This window comes from Pseudomonas fluorescens (assembly GCF_000802965.1).
Classification (GTDB): Bacteria; Pseudomonadota; Gammaproteobacteria; order Pseudomonadales; family Pseudomonadaceae; genus Aquipseudomonas; species Aquipseudomonas fluorescens_A.
Genome location: NZ_JSAK01000006.1, coordinates 146,270 through 161,712, shown reverse-complemented (window position 1 = coordinate 161,712; position 15,443 = coordinate 146,270). Strand labels below are relative to the sequence as shown.

Annotated in this window: 15 protein-coding genes; 14 read left to right on the top strand and 1 reads right to left on the bottom strand. The window is 58.4% G+C overall.

Annotation, left to right across the window (positions count from 1 at the left end; translation table 11 throughout):
* Positions 1–828: 828 nt before the first annotated feature.
* The 3 genes from NL64_RS06015 to NL64_RS06005 all read left to right on the top strand — a co-directional run bounded on the left by NL64_RS06015 (position 829) and on the right by NL64_RS06005 (position 3,929).
* Positions 829–2,346 (top strand): CoA-acylating methylmalonate-semialdehyde dehydrogenase, encoded by a 1,518-nt coding sequence (locus NL64_RS06015; RefSeq protein WP_034147232.1) that lies wholly within the window; start codon positions 829–831, stop codon positions 2,344–2,346.
* Between the two features lie 109 nt (positions 2,347–2,455).
* Entirely contained in the window at positions 2,456–2,845 is a 390-nt protein-coding gene (locus tag NL64_RS06010) for a tautomerase family protein (RefSeq protein WP_034147231.1), read from the top strand.
* A gap of 34 nt (positions 2,846–2,879) precedes the next feature.
* Complete coding sequence (locus NL64_RS06005; protein ID WP_034147230.1) at positions 2,880–3,929, top strand: NAD(P)H-dependent flavin oxidoreductase; 1,050 nt, start codon at positions 2,880–2,882, stop codon at positions 3,927–3,929.
* 20 nt (positions 3,930–3,949) lie between these two features.
* Here NL64_RS06005 and NL64_RS06000 read toward each other — a convergent pair whose 3' ends face one another.
* Positions 3,950–4,339, bottom strand: coding sequence for a hypothetical protein (locus NL64_RS06000; RefSeq protein WP_052321202.1), 390 nt, complete (start codon positions 4,337–4,339; stop codon positions 3,950–3,952).
* 828 nt (positions 4,340–5,167) lie between these two features.
* On the opposite strand from NL64_RS06000, the gene NL64_RS05995 reads away from it, so the two are divergent.
* From NL64_RS05995 to NL64_RS05945, 11 genes are all read left to right on the top strand, one after another.
* On the top strand, positions 5,168–6,322 hold the full coding sequence (locus NL64_RS05995) for an LssY C-terminal domain-containing protein (protein WP_223504463.1): 1,155 nt from the start codon (positions 5,168–5,170) through the stop codon (positions 6,320–6,322).
* Positions 6,319–7,599 carry an LssY C-terminal domain-containing protein gene (locus tag NL64_RS05990; protein WP_052321200.1) on the top strand — a complete coding sequence of 427 codons (1,281 nt, stop codon included), beginning with the start codon at positions 6,319–6,321 and terminating at the stop codon, positions 7,597–7,599. The genes NL64_RS05995 and NL64_RS05990 overlap by 4 nt, the downstream gene beginning before the upstream one ends.
* Positions 7,586–8,737, top strand: a complete 1,152-nt coding sequence (locus NL64_RS05985) for a hypothetical protein (RefSeq protein WP_216594561.1) — start codon at positions 7,586–7,588, stop codon at positions 8,735–8,737. The genes NL64_RS05990 and NL64_RS05985 overlap by 14 nt, the downstream gene beginning before the upstream one ends.
* A gap of 124 nt (positions 8,738–8,861) precedes the next feature.
* The gene (locus tag NL64_RS05980) at positions 8,862–9,362 is read left to right on the top strand and encodes a CinA family protein (RefSeq protein ID WP_034147228.1); all 501 of its coding nucleotides are present in this window, start codon (positions 8,862–8,864) and stop codon (positions 9,360–9,362) included.
* Between the two features lie 9 nt (positions 9,363–9,371).
* The gene (locus NL64_RS05975; RefSeq protein WP_034147227.1) at positions 9,372–9,890 is read left to right on the top strand and encodes a hypothetical protein; all 519 of its coding nucleotides are present in this window, start codon (positions 9,372–9,374) and stop codon (positions 9,888–9,890) included.
* Positions 9,891–9,898: 8 nt separating this feature from the next.
* Positions 9,899–10,345, top strand: coding sequence for a DUF421 domain-containing protein (locus NL64_RS05970; RefSeq protein ID WP_034147226.1), 447 nt, complete (start codon positions 9,899–9,901; stop codon positions 10,343–10,345).
* Between the two features lie 4 nt (positions 10,346–10,349).
* Positions 10,350–11,726 carry a cytochrome ubiquinol oxidase subunit I gene (locus tag NL64_RS05965; RefSeq protein WP_034147225.1) on the top strand — a complete coding sequence of 459 codons (1,377 nt, stop codon included), beginning with the start codon at positions 10,350–10,352 and terminating at the stop codon, positions 11,724–11,726.
* A 15-nt stretch (positions 11,727–11,741) separates the two neighbouring features.
* Positions 11,742–12,740, top strand: a complete 999-nt coding sequence (gene cydB, locus NL64_RS05960; protein ID WP_253277058.1) for a cytochrome d ubiquinol oxidase subunit II — start codon at positions 11,742–11,744, stop codon at positions 12,738–12,740.
* Between the two features lie 105 nt (positions 12,741–12,845).
* Positions 12,846–14,633, top strand: coding sequence for a thiamine pyrophosphate-requiring protein (locus tag NL64_RS05955; RefSeq protein ID WP_034147223.1), 1,788 nt, complete (start codon positions 12,846–12,848; stop codon positions 14,631–14,633).
* Between the two features lie 80 nt (positions 14,634–14,713).
* Complete coding sequence (locus tag NL64_RS05950; protein ID WP_034147222.1) at positions 14,714–15,166, top strand: DNA methylase; 453 nt, start codon at positions 14,714–14,716, stop codon at positions 15,164–15,166.
* A 33-nt stretch (positions 15,167–15,199) separates the two neighbouring features.
* Positions 15,200–15,436, top strand: a complete 237-nt coding sequence (locus NL64_RS05945; protein WP_034147221.1) for a hypothetical protein — start codon at positions 15,200–15,202, stop codon at positions 15,434–15,436.
* Positions 15,437–15,443 lie beyond the last annotated feature (7 nt).

Sequence of the window (15,443 nt, the reverse complement as noted above, 5' to 3'; positions counted from 1 at the left end):
AGGCTTTAGTCCCACCCACCCCTTCAAGTCTAAACATACATGCTGGCTTGCCAGCGATGGCGGTCTGACAACCAACCTGTATTGCGGTCGTACTCGATTCCTGTGGGAGCTGGCTTGCCAGCGATGGCGGCCTGACAGCCAACCTGTATTGCGGTCGTACTCGATTCCTGTAGGAGCTGGCTTGCCAGCGATGGCGGCCTGACAGCCAACCTGTATTGCGGTCGTACTCGATTCCTGTGGGAGCTGGCTTGCCAGCGATGGCGGCCTGACAGCGACCTGGATGATTCTGACGGAATACATATCCATTCCTGCGGTAACGGCCACTAAAGGTTCCGCCCTTACGGCGGGTCACTTGGAAAAGCCCCAAGTAACCAAGGGCTTTGCCCCTGTCGTTCGGTGCCTCGCTAATGCTCGGCATGCCCTCGCTCCGGTCCTGCTCCGTGGGCCCGCCGCCATCGGCCATCCATGGCCGGGGGCGGCTAACCCGGCATCCTTGCCGGGTTGCCCACTGCGCAGAACCTGCGCTCGGCCTCTCGATGGGGCAAGAAGATCAAAAGCAAAGCAAAAGCGAGGCGGCCTGACAGCCGACCTGATTCGAAGTGATCGCATCGCAACCGTCACTCCCTTTCTGAAGCTATCCACTCAATCATTCGACGCCAGATGACCCTTCTCATGGGATACATTCACCAATTCTGATTCATGTAATCACTAATCATCATTTTACATGATTCTACCGCTGACCTACTTTGGCTCTGCCAGAGACGCTGAACACCCGCCTGGCATTTTTCCTGACAACAACAAGAGATCCACCACCAGGAGACATCCGCCATGAGCAACCAGCCAGCAGAGATCGCACACTACATTCACGGCCGCGCAACGCCGGGCAACTCCGGTCGCGCGCAGAACGTCACCAACCCTGCCACCGGTTCGGTGATCGGCAACGTGGCCTTGGCCAATGTCTCTGAGGTCGACGCCGCCGTGCAGTCGGCCGCCGCTGCTTTCCCGGCCTGGTCGGCCACGCCGCCACTGCGCCGCGCCCGCATCATGTTCAAGTTTCTGGCGCTGCTCAACGAGCACCGTGACACCCTGGCGCAGATGATCACCCGCGAGCACGGCAAGGTGTTCACCGATGCCCAGGGCGAAGTGACGCGCGGAATCGAAGTGGTCGAATTCGCCTGCGGCATCCCGCAGTTGCTCAAGGGTGACTACACCGAACAGGTCTCGACCAATATCGACAACTGGACCATGCGTCAGGCCTTGGGTGTGGTGGCCGGCATCACCCCGTTCAACTTCCCGGTGATGGTGCCGATGTGGATGTTCCCGGTGGCCATCGCTTGCGGTAATACCTTTGTGCTCAAGCCGAGCCCGATCGATCCGTCGCCGTCGCTGCTGATCGCTGAACTGTTCAAGGAGGCAGGGCTGCCGGACGGCGTGTTCAACGTGGTGCAAGGCGATAAAGAAGCCGTGGATGCGCTGCTCGATCACCCGGAAGTCAAAGCCGTGAGCTTTGTCGGCTCGACGCCGATTGCCAACTACATCTACGAAACTGGCGCCCGTCACGGCAAGCGTGTGCAAGCGTTGGGCGGGGCAAAGAACCACATGGTGGTGATGCCTGACGCCGATATCGACCAGGTTGTCGATGCCTTGATCGGCGCGGCTTTCGGTTCTGCCGGCGAGCGCTGTATGGCGATTTCGGTGGCGGTGTTCGTCGGGGATGTCGCGGACAAAGTCATGCCGAAACTGGTGGAGCGCACCCGGACGCTGAAAATCCTGGAAGGGATGAACCTGGCGGCTGAAATGGGCCCGATTGTTTCGTCAGCCGCCTTGCAGCGCATCACCGGCTACATCGAGCAGGGTATTGCCGAAGGCGCCGAAATGCTGGTCGACGGCCGCGGCTTTGACGGCTCGCAGGCCGGCGTCAATTGTGCCGAAGGTTTCTGGCTCGGCGGCACGGTGTTCGACCATGTCACCCCTGAAATGAAAATCTATAAAGAAGAAATATTCGGCCCGGTGCTGGCGTGCATGCGCGTGAAAGATTTTGCCGAGGCGGTTGATCTGGTCAACTCCCACGAGTTCGGCAACGGCACCGCGTGCTACACCCGCGACGGCCACATTGCCCGTGAATTCGCCAGCCGTATTCAGGTCGGCATGGTCGGTATCAACGTGCCGATTCCGGTGCCGATGGCGTGGCACGGTTTCGGTGGCTGGAAGCGTTCCCTGTTCGGCGACATGCATGCCTACGGCGAAGAGGGCGTGCGCTTCTACACCAAGCAGAAGTCGATCATGCAACGCTGGCCGAACAGCATTGCCAAAGGCGCCGAGTTCGCCATGCCGACCTCCAAGTAAGCATTGATGTTTTCGGGTTGGTGGGGGTGTAGGCGCGGGCTTGCACGCCAGCCATTTTCCCAGGGGGCGAACTCCTCGCTCCCAATTTTTATCGCCAGGGTGAATCGCTATGCCATTGCTCAAGTTCGACATCATCCAGGGCCGCAACGATGAACAACTGCGAACCCTGCTCGATGGGGCGCATCAGGCCATGGTCCAGGCATTTGACGTACCCGTCAGTGATCGCTACCAAAGCGTCACGCAACATCGACCGGGGGAACTGGTGCTGCATGACACGGGGTTGGGTTACACCCGCTCGGCTAATGTGGTGTTGCTGACAGTGATCTCGCGACCGCGTCCGCAGGAGCAGAAAATCGCGTTTTACCGCTTGCTGGCCGAGCAACTGCAAGTCGACTGTGACCTGTCGCCCGATGACCTGATTGTTTCGCTGGTGGAAAACTCCGACGCAGACTGGTCGTTCGGCGGTGGTCGGGCGCAGTTCCTGACCGGGGAGCTTTAGTTTTTTCGTTCACTCATTACATTCAGGTGCTGCCATGTCCACTCCACTGTTATCCCTGTTGAACATCGAACTGCCGATCATCCAGTCACCGATGGTGGGCGTCTCCACGCCCAAACTGGCGGCTGCGGTGTCCAATGCTGGCGGGCTGGGTTCCATCGGGATCGGCGCGAGCACGGTCGAGCAGGCACGGAGCATGCTGCGGGAAACCGCTGCGCTGACGGACAAACCGTTCAATGTGAACCTGTTCTGTCACGCACCTGCGGTGCAAGACCGCGCGCGCGAGTCGCGGTGGCTGAATGTTCTTGCGCCATTTTTTGCCGAATTCGACGCCGCTGCGCCGACGTCGCTGCGTGAGATTTACACCTCGTTCGTCGAAGACGCGGACATGCTGCAAATGCTGCTGGAAGAAAAACCGGCGGTGGTCAGTTTCCATTTTGGTTTGCCGCCGCAACCGGCCGTCGATGCGCTCAAGCAAGCCGGCATCGTCCTGCTGTGCTCCGTGACCAGTCTGGCCGAAGCACAACTGGCCGAACACGCCGGTGTGCATGCGCTGGTGGCGCAAGGTTTTGAGGCCGGGGGACATCGTGGGATTTTCGATCCACAGCAGGACAGTGAGATGGGCACGTTCGCCCTGGTACGTGTGCTGGCCGACGCGTGCCGGCTACCGGTTATCGCGGCGGGCGGCATCATGGACGGCGCCGGCATAAATGCTGTGATCCAACTGGGTGCCAGTGCCGCGCAGCTGGGCACGGCGTTTATCCTATGCCCCGAATCCTCCGCCAACGCGGCCTATCGTGAAGCCCTGAAAGGCCCGCGTGCCCACCAGACAAAAGTCACCAGCCTGATTTCCGGGCGTCCGGCCCGGGGCATGGTCAATCGCAATTTCACCTCGCTGCCGGCGAATACTACGGAGCTGCCGGACTATCCAATTGCCTACGACGCCAACAAAGCACTCAACGCTGCGGCCGCCGCCAAGGCCAACACCGAGTTCGCAGTGCAATGGGCCGGGCAGGGCGCACCGTTGGCACGGGAAATGCCGGCGGCGGCGTTGGTGAATTTGCTGGTGGCGGAAATGAAATCCTGAGTTGAATGCGGCGCGCTGCGTTAATCACATTCCGTCGCTACAGCCTTCTCGGCGCGCTGGATCTCCTGTTTGACGTCGGTGGTGATGCGCTGTTCTTTTCGCTGCTGGCCGAGGAATGGCTGTTCGCCACGGGACTTCACCTCCGCGTCCGTAGCCGCGACCTGCGCCTCGACGGAGGCTGCGTGTTCCTCGATAACCGCGTCCACCTCTTTTTCGTTCTTGGCGGTATCCAGGGCACTGACGAGCTTGCCAACCTCAGCCTCTTCCGCCTTGGCGTACCCCTCGACCGACAGCCCTGCGGCCATGGCCCGGGCCTGTGCTTCCACGGTTTTCATGTGCTGCTGCGCTACCGCGCATAACGCTTCCTGCCGCTGGCTTTGAGCAACCTTCCAAGTATTAAACCCGTACATCACAACGCAGAGTGTCGCGATGGCTACCGTGGCTCCAATCAGTGTGCCTTTCAGTGTGCCTTTCAAAAGCCTTGTCCTCACGAACCCACCAAAGTGTATTCGGAATGGTCGTCTGATTACATTGTAAGGATTAAAAAGCGTAGCAGGGCAGAGGACAACGGAAACTTCGGCGTTGAGTAAAAAAGTTCTGACGCAGCACGCCTTTAGCCTTGCTGTTCATATAGTTATGCGATTCATCCAGCGTCTGCCGGGTGAGCAAGTCGTCGGGTCAAGGCGTTTTTTCGCCAGCCGCCCTGACCATCGGCCCACTGATGTTGATGTTGATGTCGATGTTCTTGTCTTAAGCATAGGTGGCTCCCGGCGCAACGCACCAGGAATCGCCCATCGGAATCGCATATGTTCGATTGCAGTCTCGGTTCTGACAGCTCTATGACGGTTTCACACAACTGACATTTCCGAGACGGGCTGAACTCAATGTCGAGTTATTGAAGCGCAAAGGCATCGAGCACTACTGCTATCGATAGTTCGACTATTCTGCGATGACGGCATGACTCACACCTAAAAGCCGGCGCAATTCCAGGGGCGATTAATAATGAAAAGCTGCGATGTCGAAACTAATGTTCGTAGTAGCCACTGATGACACAGGCAGGACAGCGAAGATTGGTAAAGCTCAGTTGATGAGGTTACGCGATGCATCGCATGGTGAGACACGTTCTCGCAGCAACGGCCATCTCAGCCGCGTTCGCCGGCTGCGCCTCCCAGCCTCCGCCAACGACGAGCCTTGACTATAAGAGCCGCGCCGTAACACGCCACGATGGCGGCTTGAGCGTGTCGACCGCCGTATTGTCGGCCGCGGAAAGCGAGGCGGTCTACGGCGTGCCTCTGGCGAATACATCGATACAGCCAGTCTGGATCGAAGTCAAAAATCGGGAAGACCGCGCCTACTATCTGCTTTCGCCGGGCCTCGATCCAAATTTTTTCCCTGCATCCGAGGCGGCCGAAGCATTTTTCCCGGGCATCCCGCAGGACGACCGGACGGCGCTGGACCGGCACTTTCGTCGGCTGGCCTTGCGCAACCCTGTCGCACCTGGCGCGACCACCTCGGGCTTCGTGTTGACCCATCTCGACGAGGGCTTCAAGTTCGTTAACCTCGATCTGGTGGCGGACGGGCGGGCGAGGCATTTCTCTGTCCTGGCCATCGTGCCGGGCCTGCGCACCGATTACCACATCAGCGAAGTGTTCAGGCGGGGCATCTATCCGCCTGAAGACATTGTGAACTACACGGATGACGCCAGTTTCCAGGCGGCGCTGGAGGCGCTGCCGTGCTGCGTTACCAATGAGGAGGGTTCCACGAACGGCGATCCGCTGAACCTGGTGGTCGTCGGCGGCCTCGATGATGCCTTTCCCGCGTTCGCGCGTCGTGGCTGGCGTGGAACCGAGGAAAAGTGGTCGGGGTCGATCATGAAAATGGTTAATTCGGCGCTTGCCGGCGAGCGCTATCCCTATGCGCCGGTGAGCGATCTCTATCTGTTCGGGCGAGCCCAGGACCTTGCCCTGCAAAAGGCGCGCGACAACGTCCACCAGCGCAATCACCTGAGGTTGTGGCTGAGTCCGATGCAATATCACGGCAAGCAGGTGTGGGTCGGTCAGATCAGCCGTGACATCGGCAGCCGGATGACCGTGCATTCTCCGACGCTGACAACGCACAAGATCGACCCTGATGTTGACGAAGCACGGAGTGCGCTGACACAGGATATGGCGTATTCGGTAACGCTGGCCAAGTTCGGATTTGTGAAGGGTGTGGGGGCCGCGCCCAAGAGCGCACCGCGCGAGAACCTGACGACCGATCCTTACTACACCGATGGGCTGCGCTGTGTCCTGGTATTCGATCACACGCACACCTCCCTGGCGGAAATCGAATTCTTTCTATCGAAGGGAATCTACGAGAATGGCGGACAATCCGCGGGACGGGTCAAGCCATGAGCCGTTTGCCGTCGGCGCCGCGCGCCAGGGGTACTCTGCGATGTGCAATGCGCTGCTTGCGCACCCTGAGTTGTGCAGCGATTCTTGCGCTCGCCGTTGCTTGTTCGACCTGGCAGGCGCCTGCCGATTTCAATACCTCCGGATTGCGTGAACGTGCGCAGACGGCCACCAGGAACGAGATACGCGTCAGCGCCGCCGTGCTCAGTGCCGAAGACAGGCAGCGCATGCTGGGGGTGGAGTTGGACAAGACGCGCGTGCAGCCCGTGTGGGTCGAAGTCCAGAACCAGACTGCCGATCCGCTCTTGTTGCTGCAGCCGGGAACCGATCCCGACTATTTCTCGCCACTCGAAGTCGCCTGGTCCGTGCACGGGACATTCACCCCGGCAGCGAACGCGCGCATCAATGCACACTTGGACCAACTGGGGTTCAAGAATCCCGTCCTGCCAGGCGAAACGAAAGCGGGCGTGCTGTTCATCAACCCGGAGCGCGCTACGCGGCTGCTGAATATCGATTTGCTGCAGAGAAAGTCGCTTGTCCCGTTCTCTCTCTTCTTGCGGGTGCCGGACGATGCCGGGGAAAAATGGTTTGCCGAAGGCTTGTTCCAGCATCACGGTTCCGAGATCAAGGACTATGACGATCTGGCCGCGTTGCGTTCCGCGTTGGAGCGCCTTCCCTGTTGCGCCACTGACGCGAACGGCAGGGCGAACGGCGATCCGTTCAATGTGATTCTCGTTGGCGAGTTCGCCGATATCGCCACCGCCTTTGTGCGTCGCGGCTACCGGCGTGCCGCGCATCCCGCGGATGCGGCGGAACGTGTGTTTGGCCGCATGCCCGATGCCGTGGTTCGCAAGCAATCGCAAGCCGGAGCGCCGGCGACTTGGGTGCGTCTTTGGGTCACGCCAATACGCTTCGACGGTCAATCCGTTTATCTCGCGCAGGTCGCAAGACCGATCGGCGGACGCTTTGCACCGCGCGATTCGGAAAATCTCGTCTTGCATGAAGACGTCGATGAGGCGAGAAATTTACTGATCCAGGACATGATGTATTCGGCCGGTCTGGACAAGCTCGGTTTCGTCACCGGCGTCGGTCCCGCGTCCCAGGCACAATCGCGAACGACGTTCAGCGGCGCCCATTATTTCAGCGACGGTCTGCGTGCGGTCATGTTCTTCGCGACGCGGCCGCTCAGCCTGTCGGACGTGGAGATGCTCGATTGGGAACCGTACCTGGACCGGCGCGAATCGCCTGCACCGAAGGAGCTCGACGATGCCCGCAAGTGACCTGTTCGGCAGTCCGGATGACTCGGCCGGCCGTTTGTGCAGCGCCTACCCATTGTTGCGCAGCGCTGGCATGGCATGGCTGCTGATCGCTGGCTGCCATGCGCTCACCGCCTGCGCACCCGCGCCGCTTGTTCCCTACTCGACGGACACACCGCCGCTTGTGCTGGTCCCTGCGTCGCAGGTCGGCGTGAAGGACGAGCGGGCGCGCTTTCGCGAGATTTTTTGCTCGATCCTCAACACGCGAGGCAGCGAGCTGCCCGATAACCGACCTTGCGAGGAGGCACTGACGCGCATCGGTAGCGAACCTGTTGGCACTGGCAAACCCGTCGATCTCGGTCAATCGAAACGCCGTCTGATCGGCGCTGTGGTGGCCGGTGTCGGCTACGAATGCTTCGAGCAATGGCTGCAAGCGCCCGGCAGTGTAGCGATTCATCTTCGTCAGTTCGGATATGACCTGGTGCAGATGAAGGTCGACGCCTTATCGAGTTCCACAAAGAACGCTCGGCAAATACGCGACGCGATCATGGCGATGCCAGCTGAAGCCGGACCGCCGCGGCTCGTCCTGATCGGTTATTCGAAGGGCGCCCCCGACATTCTCGAAGCGATGGTCAATTACCCGGAAATCCGCGGCCGCGTGGCGGCAGTGGTCAGCGCAGGCGGCTCGGTCGGTGGCTCGGCGCTGGCCAACGATGCCGAGCAGTACCAGGCGGACCTGTTGCGACACTTTCCCGGCTCGACCTGCGATTCGGGGGACGGTGGCGCGATCAACAGCCTTCGACCCGCAACGCGCAAGAACTGGCTGGCGCAGAACCGGTTGCCGTCCGAAGTGAACTTCTATTCGCTCGTTACCTTCCCGCAGCCCGATCACATCTCGGCCATACTGAAATCGAGTTACAACAAGCTGGCAAGCATCGATGCCCGCAACGACAGCCAAGTGATTTTCTACGATCAGATTGTGCCTGGCAGCAGCCTGATGGGCTTTATCAACGCCGATCATTGGGCACTGGCAGTGCCGATCGCCCGTACGCATTCGACCCTCGGTTCACTATTGGTGACACAGAATGCCTATCCGCGCGAGGCGCTGGCGGAGGCGATGCTGCGCTTCGTCGAAGAGGATCTGGCGGCCTCTTCGCGCTGATCCGCTCCCGCACATATCGGAAGGGCATTGGCTCGGAATAGGGGAATGAATGACCCGTGAGCAGAACTTGGAATGAACGAGACTCGCAGGGGGCAACTGCGAAGACCTTATCGGAAAAAACGTGATGTCCATTGCGGCTATGACTGTTGACTACCTTCGTGAGCACAATCTTGTGCTCACCACAGCAGAGTCGTGTACGGCAGGAAAAATTGTGACGCTTCTGTCGGAGATCGAGGGCAGCGGAGAGCTTATTGAAAGTGGCTATGTGGTGTATTCCCTTGAAGCCAAGCAGCGTCTGTTGCGAGTCAATCCCCAGACCATCGAGACCTTCAACCTCACCAGCTGTGAGGTTGCGAGAGAGATGGCCTTGGGCGCGTTGTTCGACAGCACGGCTAATGTTGCTGTGGCGACCACTGGAATCCTGGGCCCGGAAGATGTCGATGGAATTCCAGCAGGCACCATCTGCTTCGCTTGGGCTTTTCAGTCCGGGCATGGTCGTAGTTTGTTCAGTCATAAACATCGATTTTTCGACACTCGTTGCCAGGTGCAACTCCAAGCCGCCGAATACGCATTGAAGCATTTACCGGAATTCCACCGCCGGGCACTGGCAGGTGAACGAGGGTAGGAGCACGCCATGAGTGATAAAGGCAGCCACGACGACTTCAAGAGCCGCGACTATCCCGTTCGCGAAGACATGGCCTATCAGGTCAAGGTTTGGCGGTTTGAGCGATGCGGTTGGTACGTGTTGGTGCTGTTGGTCGTGCTGGGACTAGGTGGAATGTTTTCACGCGGGCCAATGAGCTTGCGAGACGTTCACGGCAGCGATGGCAAGCTCAGGGTGCAGTACGAGGTTTTTCACCGTAACGGTTCAACCAATCCGATGGTGATCAGTGTGGTCGGCACGCCGGATGCCATGGTTGAAATCGAGTTATCCGGGGATTTCCTGAACGGTTTCAACATCGAAACATTGCTTCCGGAGCCTGTCCGCGCCAGCAATGCCGGGGAGGGTATGAAGCTATGGCTGCAAGCGGACGCCCAAGGACGCGCGAATCTATATATGACGTTACGTGGTGGCGGATTGGGACTGTTCAGTACCCGGGTGTCCTCACCAGGAGCGGCACCAGTGGCCATGCATCAATTCATTCTCCCTTGAGGTGATATATGGATTCGGTATTACGCGCCTTCGCGATGTATCTGGTCTTGATGGTGCTGTTCAAGATCGCCGGCAGGCGTTCGTTGGCGGAACTGACGACATTTGACTTTGTGTTGTTGATGATCATTGGCGAAGCCACGCAGCAGGCATTGCTGGGGGATGACTTTTCCCTGACGAATTCCGTCCTGGTTATCGTCACGTTAATCGCCATCGATGTCGGCCTTTCACTGCTCAAACAACGCTCAGACTGGGTGTCCAAACTCATTGATGGCGGGCCCACCATCATCGTTGAAAACGGAAAGCTTTTAAGTAAGCGCCTACGGCATGCCCGGCTGGTCGAAGCCGATGTGATGGAGGCGGCCCGCTCAAGCCAAGGCATAGAAACCATTGACCAGATCAAGTTTGCGATCCTGGAGCGCAACGGCAAGATTTCTGTCATCCCGCTAGAGCCTTGAGGGCATGGACGCCTTTGATTCGGCGCTGATGGCCGCGCGTGCTCAGTTTGCGATCACCATCAGTTTTCATATTGTGTTGGCCGCGCTCAGCATCGGATTGGCCAACTTTCTGATGGTGCTGGAAGGTCTCTGGCTGTGGCGCGGGCAAAAAATCTATCTGGATGTTTACCTCTACTGGCTGAAGATATTTGCCCTCAACGTGGCCGTAGGCACGGCATCGGGTCTGATTCTGGAGTACCAGTTCGGACTCAACTGGTCGCGACTCTCCACCCAGGCGGGCGATGTCCTGGGCCCATTGATGTTCTACGAAGTGCTCGCCGCCTTTTTTCTGGAGGCGGGATTCCTGGGCATCATGTTGTTCGGCATGAAGAAAGTCGGACCTCGTCTGCATTTCTTCGCCACCTGTGCGGTTGCCATGGGTTCATTGATCAGCGCGTTCTGGATCCTGTCGGCCAATTCCTGGATGCAGACTCCCGCCGGGTACTCCATCGGTACCGATGGCCGTTTCATGGCCGAGGATTGGTGGGCAATCATTTTCAATCCATCATTTCCCTATCGCCTGGCCCACATGACGCTGGCGGCGTTTCTGGGCACCGCCACCCTGGTGGCCGGTATTAGCGCCTGGCAACTATTGCGGCAGCCGCAAAATCCCAGAGCACGTCTTCAGTTTTCCATGGCGTTGTGGATGATCGTTGTGCTCGCTCCTCTGCAAATCGTGGTGGGTGATTTGCACGGACAACACAGCCTCAAGGTACAACCTCTGAAGGTTGCCGCGATTGAAGGCTCTTGGACGCGTCCACCGGATGGCGCGGGTGAACCGTTGCGCGTGTTTGCGATTCCCGATATGACCGAACGACGCAATCATTGGGAATTGGCGATTCCACGTGTGGGCTCGTTGTACCTGCGGCACGATCTGACGGGCACCATCGCTGCGCTCGATGAATTCCCTCCCGAAAACACTCCACCAGTGCCGATTGTGTTTTTCGCGTTTCGTTTCATGGTGGGTCTGGGGCTGTTGATGGTGGGGCAGGGGCTGACCAGTTTGGTGTTGCGCTGGCGCCATAGGGTGTTCACCGTGCTTTGGATGCTGCGCGGATGCGTGCTGATGGCCCCGGCTGGATTCCTCGCGATGCTTTGTGGCTGGGTAGTGACAGAGGTAGGCCGCCAACCTTTCACCGTCTATGGATTGCTGCGCACAGCCGACAGTTTGTCGTCGGTGTCGCGCCAGCAGGTGATTGGCGCAACCTGGACGATCCTGGTGTTTTACCTGCTGATCTTCGGTATCGGGCTCTGGGTGCTGCTGCGAATTCTGCGCGAGCCACCGCGCAACGATGAAGCCGGACCGCAACCAACGTTGGCGGACGAGACAGGGCAATCCTGAGGAGCTGAATCCATCGTGGACACTGACTGGATAGTCCTGCTTTCTGCTGGAGCCCTGGCTTTCTCGGTGATGAACTATGTGCTGCTCGACGGCACCGATTTGGGCGTTGGTGTGCTGATGGGCCTGACGCGATGCGGCAAGGAACGGCGGGCCATGGCCGTGACAATCTTGCCGATCTGGGATGCCAACGAAACCTGGCTGGTGTTGGGAGGTGGTGGCTTGCTGGCGTTGTTCCCGTTGGCTTACGCCATCCTGCTTCCGGCGCTTTATTTGCCTTTTATCTTGATGTTTTTGGCGCTGATTCTGCGCGCGGTTGCGTTGGAGTTTCGTGATTACGCGCCTGGCAATCGTATCAAGCGTGTGGTCGATGGATTGTTGTTGTGCGGTTCTGTGCTCGCTGGCGGAACTCAAGGAATCGTCTTGGGAACTCTCGTACAAGGCGTACCGAATCATGGCGGCCAATACAGGGGTGATGGCGCGGAGTGGCTCAACCTGTTCCCACTGTTTTGTGGTGCAGTACTCGTGGTGGGGTATACGTGGTTTGGGGCTTGTTGGCTCTATTGGCGCACCGTGGGCGAACTTCACCTGCGATCCAGCTTGCAGGCGAAGATACTGGCTGCCGTGACCGTAGTGTTGTTGATCGTGTTGGTTGCATGGACCGCGACACTGGACACTCGCTATGCGCAACGGCTTTCAGATCGACTTGTGTGGATGCCGGCCATGACGCTCCTGGTTGCTCTGCTTGTTGGCTTTGCCTTGGGGTTTCGCAGTCGTCGACATTTTCTGCCACTGTTCTGCGCATTGGGTGTTTTCATCCTGGCGTTTGTGTTGATGATCGCAGCGCTCTTTCCAATGATCGTGCCGCCGCAGCTGACCTTGCAGGCTGCTGCCTCAAGTCCCAAGAGCCAGATGTTCATGCTGGTCGGTTTCGCCGTGTTGATTCCGGTAACGCTCATCTACAACACCTATGGCTTTAGCGTCTTTAGCGGGAAGGTTCGGGTGAATCGTGACTGACATCCGGCAGAACTTCGATCTGCACCCAAGTGTCCAGACCCTTACACGTTCCGACGGGATGTTCTGTCGGAGAGGCTTGATGCACGGGTAGAAGTCGAGGACGACATGACGACAACAGTTGGCGATTTTCTGATTGAACGGCTTAGCGAATGGGGTGTGACCCGGATTTTTGGTTATCCAGGGGACGGCATCAATGGCGTGTTCGGAGCGCTGAGCCGGGCCAAGGGAAAGATTGAATTCGTTCAGGCCAGGCATGAGGAAATGGCCGCCTTCATGGCGTCGGCGCATGCCAAGTTTACCGGTGAGTTGGGCGTGTGCATTGCCACTTCGGGACCAGGCGCATCGCACCTGATCACCGGCCTTTATGACGCCCGGATGGATCACATGCTAGTGTTGGCTATCGTCGGCCAGCAGGCCCGCACGGCGCTGGGCAGCCACTACCAGCAAGAACTCGACTTGTTGTCGATGTTCAAGGATGTCGCCGGAGCTTTTGTCCAGCAAGCTTCGGCACCGGCACAAGTACGACACTTGATCGACCGCGCAGTGCGCACCGCCATCGGCGAACGGCGCGTCACGGCTATCATTCTGCCCAATGATGTGCAAGATCTTGAGTATGAAGCGCCGGCCAGAGCCCATGGCACCGCGCATTCAGGGGTGGGTTACAGCAAGCCGAAAGTGGTGCCATACGAGGCGGATCTGCAGCGTGCGGCAGATGTTTTGAACGCGGGTCAAAAGGTCGCGATCCTGGTGGGTGCCGGCGCGCTGCAGGCTACCGATCAAGTGATTGCGGTGGCGGAAAAGCTTGGCGCCGGGGTGGCGAAGGCCTTGCTCGGTAAAGCTGCACTGCCCGACGATTTGCCGTGGGTCACCGGCAGTATCGGTTTGCTCGGCACTGAACCCAGCTACAAGCTGATGACCGAATGCGACACCTTGCTGATGATCGGCTCGGGCTTTCCATATTCCGAGTTCTTGCCCAAAGAAGGGCAGGCGCGCGGCGTGCAGATCGACTTGCAACCGGACATGCTCAGCTTGCGTTATCCCATGGAGGTCAACCTGGTCGGCGATGCTGCAGAGACACTGGCCGCATTGCTGCCGTTGCTCGAACAGAAAACCGAGCGAAAATGGCGAAAAAAAGTCGAAGGCTGGCGCGGTAGTTGGGAGAAGACCCTGGAAAAACGCGCCATGGCCAAAGCCAAACCGATCAACCCACAACGGGTGGTATACGAGTTGTCACCCCGCTTGCCGGAGCGGGCGATCATCACCAGCGACTCCGGTTCGTGTGCCAACTGGTATGCCCGCGACCTGAAAATTCGTCGCGGCACGAAGTGCTCGCTTTCCGGCGGATTGGCCTCGATGGGCGCTGCGGTACCCTATGCGATTGCGGCGAAGTTTGCGTTTCCCGAGCGCCAGGTGATTGCGCTGGTGGGAGACGGCGCCATGCAGATGAACAACATGGCCGAGCTGATCACCGTCGCCAAATACTGGCGCCAGTGGGAAAGCCCGAAATGGATCTGCGCGGTGTTTAACAACGAAGACCTCAATCAGGTCACCTGGGAGCAACGGGTGATGGAGGGCGATCCCAAGTTCGAGGCTTCGCAAAGCATCCCGGACGTGCCGTACCACCTGTTCGCAATTTCGATTGGGCTGAAAGGGATTTTCGTCGACCGCGAGGAAGACGTTGCCGCCGCCTGGGAACAGGCGCTGGCTTCGGAGGTTCCGGTGCTGATCGAGTTCAAGACCGACCCCGACGTTCCTCCGTTGCCGCCACACATCAAGCTCGAACAGGCCAGGAAGTTTGCCACGACTTTGCTCAAGGGCGATCCGAACGAAGCCGGGGTGATCGTGCAAACCGCCAAGCAGGTATTCGGCGCGGTGCTACCGCACAAGAAGTAAGAGGTGCCTGACATCGAGTCGATGCATATCAGCCGGCTGTCTGCATAACGCGCGATTCCAGGTAATCAGGGGAAGGTTCAATGCACAAAATTATCAGTGCACTCGATTTGAAGATCGACCTGGAAAACGCGAATGAAGAAGGCTTGTTCAAATGGTTGGTCGCCAGTTTTTTAATGGGCAAAAGGATTCAGGCCCAGATTGCCGCTGAGGCTTATCGAGAGATTGTCGATAAGCATCAGCGTGACACCTCTCACAAGCTTGGCCACTGTACCCATCGCGAGCTCGTCGCCATGTTGGGCGAGGCGCACTATGTACGCTACGACGAAACCACTTCAGCACGTCTGTTGGCCTTGGCTGAAAAACTCAACAATGAATATGCAGGGAAGGTGAGCAATATCGTAGACGCGAGTGTTGATCGTCAGGATTTCGAGAAACGGCTTATCGCTTTTGAAGGCATTGGCCCAAAAACCGTCGAAATATTCATGCGCGAGGCGACACGTGTGATCCTATGGGATGCGAAGGCAATGGGATGACAGGCGCACTTCTCTCATAACAAGGAACACAATATGTGCAAATTGATCCTGGAATACCTGTTCAACGGCGAGCCCCGTACACACATTTTTGAACTCGAGCAGACTCGGTTGCCTTTGCATGAGGCTGCGATGCACCTGCTCCAACTGCACTTTGGGGATGGAGAGAACAGCCTGATGATGCCCAATGCGGACGCCACGACAGTTGAGATCCTAGAGCAGGCTGAACGAGTAGGGCTGACGCAGATTAAGGTCGTCGATCAATCCAGCTAATGCGGAT

Excerpts from the sequence above, each read along its gene's own strand:
- NL64_RS06015 (WP_034147232.1), top strand. The coding sequence starts at position 829 with ATGAGCAACCAGCCAGCAGAGATCGCACACTACATTCACGGCCGCGCA.
- NL64_RS06010 (WP_034147231.1), top strand. The coding sequence starts at position 2,456 with ATGCCATTGCTCAAGTTCGACATCATCCAGGGCCGCAACGATGAACAA.
- NL64_RS06005 (WP_034147230.1), top strand. The coding sequence starts at position 2,880 with ATGTCCACTCCACTGTTATCCCTGTTGAACATCGAACTGCCGATCATC.
- NL64_RS06000 (WP_052321202.1), bottom strand. The coding sequence starts at position 4,339 with ATGTACGGGTTTAATACTTGGAAGGTTGCTCAAAGCCAGCGGCAGGAA.
- NL64_RS05990 (WP_052321200.1), top strand. The coding sequence starts at position 6,319 with ATGAGCCGTTTGCCGTCGGCGCCGCGCGCCAGGGGTACTCTGCGATGT.
- NL64_RS05985 (WP_216594561.1), top strand. The coding sequence starts at position 7,586 with ATGCCCGCAAGTGACCTGTTCGGCAGTCCGGATGACTCGGCCGGCCGT.
- NL64_RS05980 (WP_034147228.1), top strand. The coding sequence starts at position 8,862 with ATGTCCATTGCGGCTATGACTGTTGACTACCTTCGTGAGCACAATCTT.
- NL64_RS05975 (WP_034147227.1), top strand. The coding sequence starts at position 9,372 with ATGAGTGATAAAGGCAGCCACGACGACTTCAAGAGCCGCGACTATCCC.
- NL64_RS05970 (WP_034147226.1), top strand. The coding sequence starts at position 9,899 with ATGGATTCGGTATTACGCGCCTTCGCGATGTATCTGGTCTTGATGGTG.
- NL64_RS05965 (WP_034147225.1), top strand. The coding sequence starts at position 10,350 with ATGGACGCCTTTGATTCGGCGCTGATGGCCGCGCGTGCTCAGTTTGCG.
- NL64_RS05955 (WP_034147223.1), top strand. The coding sequence starts at position 12,846 with ATGACGACAACAGTTGGCGATTTTCTGATTGAACGGCTTAGCGAATGG.
- NL64_RS05950 (WP_034147222.1), top strand. The coding sequence starts at position 14,714 with ATGCACAAAATTATCAGTGCACTCGATTTGAAGATCGACCTGGAAAAC.
- NL64_RS05945 (WP_034147221.1), top strand. The coding sequence starts at position 15,200 with ATGTGCAAATTGATCCTGGAATACCTGTTCAACGGCGAGCCCCGTACA.